This window comes from Oleiphilus sp. HI0128 (genome assembly GCF_001635365.1).
The window spans coordinates 1-986 of the sequence record NZ_LWGG01001313.1; the positions used below are offsets into that span (position 1 = coordinate 1).

2 protein-coding genes are annotated in these 986 nt (G+C 46.5%); one reads left to right on the forward strand and one right to left on the reverse strand.

The window, feature by feature from the left end; all coding sequences use genetic code 11:
• Positions 1-428, forward strand: a 428-nt coding sequence (locus A3763_RS22025) for an FAD-dependent oxidoreductase (protein ID WP_156495254.1), incomplete at its 5' end; no start/stop codon positions are given.
• On the opposite strand, the gene ampD is transcribed toward A3763_RS22025, so the two are convergent.
• Positions 425-979, reverse strand: a complete 555-nt coding sequence (gene ampD / locus A3763_RS22030) for a 1,6-anhydro-N-acetylmuramyl-L-alanine amidase AmpD (RefSeq protein ID WP_068508078.1) — start codon at positions 977-979, stop codon at positions 425-427. The two genes, A3763_RS22025 and ampD, sit on opposite strands and share 4 nt — an antisense overlap.
• Between the last annotated feature and the right edge of the window lie 7 nt (positions 980-986).

A 986-nucleotide genomic window follows, 5' to 3' on the forward strand; every position in this document is an offset into this window, starting at 1 on the left:
CTAATGCAGAAGACAATGAAAAGAACTTCGAAGCAATTCAGCACTGGAACCCATCATGGATTTCGGATAAGAACACTGAAGATAAAAGCCTGAATGACTATGATGTAAAAAGTAACGCCGGCCTTCGTTGCACCACTCCTGACTACCTTCCAATCGTTGGGCTCGCTCCAAATTTTGAACAAATGAAAGAGACCTTTGCCAAACTTCGAGTTGGCGCCAACAGCTGCAAACATCTTTATGGACACTACTATCAAGGTCTTTACGTCAACGTTGGACACGGCTCCAAAGGCGCATTAACAAGCCCCGTCGCCGCAGAACTTATTGCTCACGAAATATGCGGCGGCATCCCACCGGTAAATGACACACACAAAGCAATGTTTTCGCCCGCCCGCTTTATCATTAAGCACCTTAAACAGCGGCGCATTTAAACAAGGGGGTTCTCTATAGAGTTTCGATACAGCGTCCAATCGAAAGCAGGGCCTGGGTCTGTTTTCCGCTGTGGAGCGATATGTTCATGACCCGTTATACGCTCTTTCGTAATTTCAGGGTAGCTTTCCTGAATTGCATTAGTTAGAGCGGCAAGCTGCGAATACTGAATCGCTTGATACGGTATGTCATCAGCGCCTTCCAGCTCAACGCCTATCGAGAAATCATTACAGTTTTCCTGACCACAAAAGCTTGACTGTCCGGCATGCCAGGCACGGTCATTACAGGAAACAAACTGGACTATTTCTCCGTTGCGTTTAACGAGGAAGTGTGACGAGACCTGAAGATCGCGAATTGTCTCGAAATACGGATGCTCACCAACTGGCAAACAGTTTTGGAAAAAAAGCTCGATGTAATTATTGCCGAAGGACTTCGGTGGCAATGATATATTATGAACGACTAGTAAGTTGATCGGCGCAGCTTGAGGGCGCTCATTATAATTGGGTGACGGGCACTTCCGAGCACCAGCCAACCAACCATTACAAATTTTCATACCTAGT